The organism is Halobacteriovorax sp. (assembly GCF_041587335.1).
GTDB lineage: Bacteria > Bdellovibrionota > Bacteriovoracia > Bacteriovoracales > Bacteriovoracaceae > Halobacteriovorax.
Genome location: NZ_JBFGYP010000132.1, coordinates 1 through 7,729 on the forward strand (window position 1 = coordinate 1; position 7,729 = coordinate 7,729).

The window sequence follows — 7,729 nt, forward strand, 5'->3', positions numbered from 1 at the left end:
AATAGTATTAAGAAAAATATAGTTAGCTTTTTCATATGACCTTTTAGCTGAAGATACATCTAGTGTTAATTATATATCTTTTTGAAATTGAGGCAATCTATGTGGCCGTCGGAGATAAATCAAAAAAATTAAGTAAAGTTTTCTTAATTTTTTACGATAAAGGTACTGTCCAAATCTTGTGAAAGTGGTTTAAGTGTTTGTTATTAGGGTGAAGTTAAGAGGTAGTGGACTTAATTACATGTGTAAAGGAAAGAGAATGAGTAAAATAAGCCTAAAGTATAAGATATTAATTATAGCAATTTTGCCATTTTCATTCTTTATCGCAAGTTCATTCGTCTCTCTTAAAGACTATTACTCCTCTTATCACGAGGATGAAATCTTACATAGTCAGATTGATCTAGTGAAGTTTTCATCTGCACTTGTACATGAAACTCAAAAGGAGAGAAGTCTAAGCGTAGGTTTTTTGAATAATAAAGTTGATGTAAAAAAATTAAAAGAACAGCACGTGAATAATGATAGTACAAAGCCTCCATTTTTCACTTTACTAAAAACTGTTGAACTCCCGAATGAATTTAAAGAGAACTTATTCAAAGCTGTGAGTTCAATCAAGGACATTAGAGTAGATGTTCTATCTAAAAAAGCTCCTATAAAATCCATTGTTGATAGTTATACCAAAGTGGTTCTACTTCTTCTAGATATAGAACTATATGTAGCAGATAGAGCAAGTATTCCTGAGATCTCTGCAGAAATTCGAGGAGCAAGAATACTTGAAGATGCAAAAGAGTCTGGTGGGAAGCTTAGAGCGATCGTTGCAGGATTACTTTCAATTGAAAAACCAATTTCTCAACAAGAGTTTAAAGATTTACTATCTTTAAAGGCAGGAATTGATGAAGGGATTAGCTCCTCTGGACTAATATTAGATGATAAGTCTAAGAAGTTTATTGAAAAGTTTAAGACTTCATCTTCTTGGATAAGAGTGAATGAGACATTTGAACACGTTCTTCACCACTCTGAAGATGGTCAATACAATAGAAATCCAAATGAATTCTATACTGATATGACGTTAGCTTTAAATATTATTAAAGATTTAATTGATTATCAGAAAAAAGACTTAACAGTTAAAATTACTGAAGAGCAAGAGCATGCTTATATGTCATTCATTAAACTGCTTGTTGCTATAATAATTATTAGTATTTTATTATTCATCATTATTAGTAAAATGACTGCAAGTATTTCTTCTACTATAAGATCAGTTATTTCTACTCTTGAGTCGAGCTCATCTGAACTTGAAAAGTCTAGTGATGAGATTTCAAACTCAAGTATTAGTTTAAGCGAATCTTCTGTTAATCAGTCTTCTTATTTACAGGAAACTGTCTCTGCTATCGACGAAATTAATTCCATGGTTCAAAAAAATGCAAGTGCTGCAAGTAGCTCTTCTGAAACATCTGAAAAATCTAAGAAACAAGCAATCGTAGGAAAAGAAAATATAAATGAAATGTTGTCATCAATAGATGATATAGCAAATAGTAATGAAGAGATAATGCAAGAGATAACAAAGAATAATGAAGAGATAGGAAAAATTTCTACATTAATTCAAGAAATTAGTCTAAAGACAAAAGTTATCAACGATATTGTTTTTCAAACTAAACTCCTGTCATTCAACGCTTCTGTAGAGGCGGCCAGAGCAGGTGAAAATGGGAAAGGGTTCTCAGTGGTTGCAGAGGAGGTTGGTAACTTAGCTGAAATGTCGGGAGCAGCAGCTTTAGAGATTTCAACAATGTTAGACTCTTCAGTAGATCAAGTTAACGAGATCATTAAGTCTTCTCGAGAGAAAATTGAAGGGCTTGTAGTAAAAGGAAAGAGAAAGGTCGAAAATGGAACAAGGGTGGCCAATTTATGTAGTGATTCTCTTGAAAGTATATTGACCAATATTGGATCTGTTAATGAAATGGTTAAGGAAATATCTAATGCTTCTGAAGAGCAGGCAATTGGAGTTCAACAGGTTACTGAGGCCATGCAGGAGTTAGATAATATAACTCATCAAAATACTAGCTCATCGCAAGCTTGTGCTACGATGGCAACGCAGCTTACTGAAAGTGTTCATACAGTAAACAATTCCATTCAGAATCTTCTCTCAATAATAGAAGGCTCTTCAAATGAGAAAGACCCTATTGCTGAAAGGAAAGCTAATTAATTTTCATTTTTAATCACTGTTTTAGTTTTAAGTAGTCTTAATGTTAAATATTTAAGACTACCGTCAAATAACGGGACATAAATACATTATTATCCTGATCTATATCATCTTTATTTAGTACTAACCTTGATATGTTGAGCGTTCAATATAGGAGTATATTATGATCCTCGACTTTCGAGAGCTTAAAGAGTCTCAACAATTTGTTGGTTCTAAGGCATATGTTTTAGCAATGATGACTCAGGCCGGTTTGCCTGTTCCTGCAGGAATGATCCTTACGGATATTCCAGAGGGAGAAGATGAGTGGACTCGTGTGGTCAATTGGTGGAAAGAGCAAGAGATGGCGCCCTTAGCGGTAAGATCTTCGGCCTTTGGTGAAGATTCAGAGGAGATGAGCTTTGCAGGACAAAATCAGACATTTCTAGAGATCAAATCAATTGAAGAGTTAAAAGATGCAATAAACTCTTGTTTCAAATCTGTTGATCGTGAAGCTTCTCAGAGTTATAGACAATTCTTTATGGGAGAGAAAAAAGATATTCCTATGAATGTTGTTCTTCAAGTCATGGTAAAGGCCCGCTACGCAGGGGTGTACTTCTCTGTTAATCCAACTCATGCTGAAGAGGGTTCAGTTCTAGAATACATAGAGGGATTAGGTGAGTCACTAGTTTCTGGTCAGGTTAATCCTTATAGAAATTTAAAAAGTTCGCAAGTCGTTGATGGTCCACTATCAAGGGAAGACTTAAATAAAGTTTTTAAAATGGGAGAACTTGTAGAGGAGAAGCTCGGGCAAAAAATTGATATGGAATGGGCAGTAGATGATTGCTTAAATGCTTTTTTATTACAGGCCCGTCCAATAACTTCAGCTAGGTCTGAGACTAAGCAAAAGAAAATTTTAGAAGCAGAGCTAAAGCGTATTCACGAGGAATATCCAGAAGATACTTGGTGGGATGGACAAACATTTGCAGAGTGGACTGGTCAGCCTAGTAGACTAACCTATGAAGTATGGAAGCGTGCATTTGCTCCTGTTGGTGCTTTTGACGATGCCCTACACGAGCTTGGATATATTGGATTTAATGATGAGTCATATTCTCCACATGAGTCGATAATGGATCGAATATTTGGTCGAGGCTTTATTAATATGAATAAAATGGTTCCTCTTTATTTTGGTCCCATTCCATATCGTATAGCCCCTTTACCTAAAGCTCATTTAAAGTTTGAATGGCATAAAATTACAGCCATTGGAGTCTTAAATACTCCAAAGAGTTTGTGGCGTATGGTTCGTGTTGGATGGAATATGTCTACCAATCGAAGAAGTTGGATTGAAAGGTCTAGAAAAGAATTAGTTGATTTCAAACATAAATTACAACGTCCTCAAGATGGTGATTTGTACTCTGATTGGAAATATGAAGAGGTATTAAACTTATGGGAAAAAGAAATAGCAAACTTTTCAAAAGTAAGTCTTAAGTGGCCTTTAGTGTTAGTGGTTCTGATTGAAGCTTCTATGCAAAGCCTTAGGGCCGTACTTTCGAGTGTCGTTGGAAAAGATAAGGTTGAGGAACATCTTCAACAGTGGATGGGAGCAGGACTTGAAACTGCCACATTTGAAATGAATAGATACTTTTCTAGGGCACTTGAAGAGCCATTGAAAAGAGAGTTCTTCTTTTCACGATTTGGTCACAGAGGCCCTGGGGAGTTAGACTTATCAAATCCAAGATGGCAAGAATTGGGAGAAACAGCTTTTGGTACTGGAAAAAGTGTCGAGGTATCTGATCGAGCTAGTCTTAATATTGAAGATGAGATCCATAAGTTGAAAACATTCAAAGATGTTGTACTAATTGAAGAGTGGAAAATATTAAAAGAGCTTTTAGAGCTTAGAGAGCAGTGGAAGATGGAAATACTCCGTCCATATGCCCATATCCGCTATATCAGTTTAGAGCTTGGTAAAAGGCTTGGAGTAGGTAATGAAATATTCCACCTGACTGTCGAGGAAGTGATAGCTCTTTCAAATGGACAGAGCGTAGAGAGTATTAAAGATAAAATTAAAATAAGAAAAGAAGAACTCGATGCATATAAAGGTATCTATCTTCCTGATGTTTTAAAACAGAGTGATGTCGAAGATTGTTTAAAACCAATTGATATGGGACAGAGCTCTTTAAGAGGAACTCCTCTAAGTAGTGGTGTGGTTAAAGGTATTGTGAAGATTGTAAATGATCCTTCAGATGTAGACTTTACAAATTGGCCTGGAAATACTGTTCTAGTTGCTCCTGCCACTGATCCTGGATGGACAGCGCTCTTTACAAGATGCTCTGGAGTTATAGTAGAAAGAGGAGGCGTTCTTAGTCACTGTGCCATTTTGGCAAGAGAGTTGGGTCTGCCGAGTATAAATCTTCCTAAAGCAACTCATTTATTGAAAGATGGAGATAGCATTTGGCTTGATGGTCATAGCGGAGGAGTTAAAAATGACAACATCCACTGAATTAGTTCCAATGATATTACCCACTGTTATGATTCCATTTACACTTGTAAGTGTTGGTCTATCAATTTTTGCTACATTTATTGCTGGACTCTTTGGAATACAGCTTAAACTTGAAGGTCCAAGAAAACTTTTAGAAGTATTGTTAAAACCAAAAGTGTTATTAACAGCGCTAGCTTTAAATGTCTTAATCCTTGGAGGAATTCAGGGGTGGAAGTGGTGGATAAATTATCCGAAATTAATTAGAACAATCGAAGCGCAAAGTGATGAGAGGGCCATCCCTTCATCCACTTTATATGAAGATGTTCCTACTGTTATAACAAATTTTTCTTCAAGTAATAGCAGCACTTCTTCGTTAAAAATATCTCAGAAGTGGAGAATTGATACAGGAAAGGGATCCTTTAGGGGGGCTGTTGTAAGTAGTAACAGAATATTTACTGGTAACGACTTAGGTATTGTAAGTGAGTTAGATTTATCTTCTGGTAAACTAATAAGAACTTTTTATATAGGAACTCCAGCGACTACAGAAATTACAATTTGGAAGAATTTCATGTATCTAGGTGAAGGAGTTCACGATACTCACCATGCTAGAATCTATCAATTTGACCTCACTACTGGAGCTTATAAGAAAAGTTATCAAACTCTTGGACATACTGAAGCTCAACCAGTTATGGGAAGTTTCGAAGGTCGAGATATCCTTTTCAGTGCAGCAGGAGAGGATGGTTTTCACGCTATTGACCCTATGACTATGAAAGAGATATGGAAGGTGAATCTAGGACATAGTGACTCTGGAGCCCTTGTTCATAACGGAGTTGTTTTCGTGGGGACTGGACGAGAGAAAGGTAACGATAGAAAGAATAAAAGCTACGCAGCTGCTCTTGATTTTAAAACTGGTGAATTATTGTGGAAGAGAGAGCTTTCTGCATCAAGTTGGATGAGGCCAGTAATAGTTGGGGAAAATGTTTGCTATATATCTGGAGAGATATACTTTGTCTCTGAAAGAGGTCATATTACTTGTATGAACAAAGAAACTGGAGCCCATACTATTGCTCACAATACAGTTTCTCCTATCGCTTCAACCCCTAAGGTTTTAGATAATAGTATTCTCTATGTTTCAATTAGAGGTGTTATTTGTCGTTTTGATTTGGAAGAAAAGACTGATCTTTGGTGTTTTGATACTAAGGGACGTGGTTACTCATTAGCAGGAGCAAGTTATGACCCAAAAAGAAATGTCGTTCTTTATCCATCAAAAAAGAATGGACTATACGTTCTCGATCCTAGCACTGGTGAACTTTTAAACCAGTGGACTCCATCAAAAGATGAAGGAGAGTGGAAGAGTACTTACGCAGATGTAGCAGTGGCCGGAGATTATTGGATTATTTCTGATAACTACGGTTCAGTCAGAGCTATTAATGCTACTGACCCTAGTCAGGCGCTCAAGAATTAGTATTACTATACCGGCGGCAAGTCCCAATACATGGGCAAGAATAGTTAATGGACTCTGTGTTTGCCAGAGTCCTGCTATTAGTATCAATATGGCGAGAGTAAGTGATCCATATTTCTTATTTTTTACAAACCAAAAAGTATAAATCCCTATCACGATATGACTATAACCTAGGAAGGCCTTTGCCTGAAATGTATAAAAACTATCAATTACTATTAAAGAAAGTAGAGTTTGAAAGTGAACTAAAAGAAAAAGGACAGCTAGATAGGTCCATGTTTTCTTTCTTTCAATAATCATTCCAATAGGCAATAGAAAGAGTGTGTTAACAAAAAAATGCTCTAGGTTTAGATGAATAAAGGGAGAGCTTATAAATGTTAGTCCCATATAGCGAAAAGGTGTAGATGGCATAAAGCTCATCCACTGTGTTGGATGTTCATTTAAAGAGTAGACAGAGGTATCAAATAGAGGCGCCATTGAAGTTATAGCTAGTGCTATCAAAGTTAAAGAAGTTGTTGCGATAGGTCTTTTCTTCATGAGTCTCACCCTTAGTGGTGTTATTTCTGAGATTCTTATTTATAGAGTATAGGACCAGTCTCCATAATTGACACAATATTAACAAAGTTTTGACTTAAGAGTAAATAAGCATGTTATTTTATTGTGAGGAGGTACTATGTGAATGAATTGAAAGTAAAAAAGAGCTTATTCGCTCTAAGAATTGGTGTGTTTATTGTGATGTTAGTATGGACGATTGATAAGTTTATCAAGCCTGAACATACTGGAAGAATCTTTAAGAAATTCTATATGATTGAGGGGATAGGTGAATATGCTGCTTATGGTATTGGTGCTATTCAGTTAGTCATTATTCTATTATTTTTAGTAGGATTATTTAAAAGATTTAGTTATGGATTTATATTATTCATACATGGTGTTTCAACATTTAGCACATGGGCTAAATATATTAATCCTTGGGAAAATGGAACGTTATTATTTTTTGCTGCAATCCCTATGCTAGCAGCTTGTTATGCTCTTTATGTATTAAGAGAAGAAGATACATTATTTAATATAAAGGTAAAAAATGAACAAAATACTTAAAGCACTTACTGCACTTGTAACTCTAACTATTTTTGCAAGTTGCTCTTCTGCAACAAAAACTACAAACACTGAAGATAAGAAAATTAAAGTAATCTTCTTTGATGTAAATGAAACAATGTTAGACCTTGAATCTATGCGTGACTCTGTTGGTAAGGCCCTAGGTGGTCGTAAAGAGTTGCTACCATACTGGTTCTCTAAAATGCTTCACTACTCTTTAGTCTCTACTGATATAGATAACTATCAGGACTTCGGTAAAATTGGTATGAATGCTCTACTAATGGTTGCTAACGAGAATGGTATTAAGCTCTCTGCTGCAGAAGCGAAGAAGGCGATTGTTACACCACTTCTTAAGCTGCCTCCGCATAGTGATGTAAGAGGTGCTTTAGTTAAGCTTAAGGCAGCTGGATATAAATTAGTTACACTAACTAATTCATCTAACTTTGGTGTTAAGACACAGATGCAAAATGCAAACTTAATAGAGTTTTTTGAAGAACGATTAAGTATAGAAGACATACAGGTCTACAAGCCA

6 protein-coding genes are annotated in these 7,729 nt (G+C 35.7%); 5 read left to right on the forward strand and 1 reads right to left on the reverse strand.

The genetic code is table 11. The annotated features are described in order from the left end of the window. Positions 1–256 precede the first annotated feature (256 nt). From ABX784_RS14140 to ABX784_RS14150, 3 genes are all read left to right on the forward strand, one after another. A complete protein-coding gene (locus ABX784_RS14140) occupies positions 257–2,194 on the forward strand; it encodes a methyl-accepting chemotaxis protein (RefSeq protein WP_372655707.1) in 1,938 nt (645 codons plus the stop codon). A gap of 160 nt (positions 2,195–2,354) precedes the next feature. Continuing rightward, positions 2,355–4,667 (forward strand): PEP/pyruvate-binding domain-containing protein, encoded by a 2,313-nt coding sequence (locus ABX784_RS14145; protein ID WP_372655708.1) that lies wholly within the window; start codon positions 2,355–2,357, stop codon positions 4,665–4,667. Continuing rightward, positions 4,651–6,111, forward strand: a complete 1,461-nt coding sequence (locus tag ABX784_RS14150) for a PQQ-binding-like beta-propeller repeat protein (protein ID WP_372655709.1) — start codon at positions 4,651–4,653, stop codon at positions 6,109–6,111. The genes ABX784_RS14145 and ABX784_RS14150 overlap by 17 nt, the downstream gene beginning before the upstream one ends. On the opposite strand, the gene ABX784_RS14155 is transcribed toward ABX784_RS14150, so the two are convergent. Continuing rightward, positions 6,061–6,642, reverse strand: coding sequence for a rhomboid family intramembrane serine protease (locus ABX784_RS14155; RefSeq protein ID WP_372655710.1), 582 nt, complete (start codon positions 6,640–6,642; stop codon positions 6,061–6,063). The two genes, ABX784_RS14150 and ABX784_RS14155, sit on opposite strands and share 51 nt — an antisense overlap. A 138-nt stretch (positions 6,643–6,780) precedes the next feature. On the opposite strand from ABX784_RS14155, the gene ABX784_RS14160 reads away from it, so the two are divergent. Beyond that, positions 6,781–7,200, forward strand: a complete 420-nt coding sequence (locus ABX784_RS14160; RefSeq protein WP_372655711.1) for a hypothetical protein — start codon at positions 6,781–6,783, stop codon at positions 7,198–7,200. Beyond that, a partial coding sequence (locus ABX784_RS14165; protein ID WP_372655712.1) for an HAD hydrolase-like protein occupies positions 7,184–7,729 on the forward strand: 546 nt, incomplete at its 3' end. The genes ABX784_RS14160 and ABX784_RS14165, both read left to right, overlap by 17 nt.